The organism is Rhizobium ecuadorense, from assembly GCF_001187535.1.
GTDB lineage: Bacteria > Pseudomonadota > Alphaproteobacteria > Rhizobiales > Rhizobiaceae > Rhizobium > Rhizobium ecuadorense.
Genome location: NZ_LFIO01000438.1, coordinates 1 through 298 on the forward strand (window position 1 = coordinate 1; position 298 = coordinate 298).

Below are 298 nucleotides of genomic sequence, written 5' to 3' on the forward strand. Positions count from 1 at the left end.
GGTATCGACGCTCAGGACATCAGCCTCGACAGCCCGGCGATGCCGGCAAGTTATTCGCCCTTCGTGCCGACCAATTTCGATCTGCAACTCGCCATTCCGAATCTGGATTTCGCAACCTTCGGCGACGCGCTCATGGCGATGGATTTCAACGCCAAGCCGCCGGAGCAAAGCGGCGACGAGATGGCGAAAAAGCTCTTCCGCGATGGCCGGCTCACCGTCGAGTTTCCGAAGGTCAGCGCCAAGTCCGATGTCTACGACGTCGACATGACGGGCAAGATCGAGGGACGCGTCGATACTC

At 59.7% G+C, this 298-nt stretch carries 1 pseudogene; it reads left to right on the plus strand.

The features are described 5' to 3' along the window. Window positions 1-298, plus strand: a pseudogene (locus AF337_RS11040) (hypothetical protein); the annotation flags it as partial.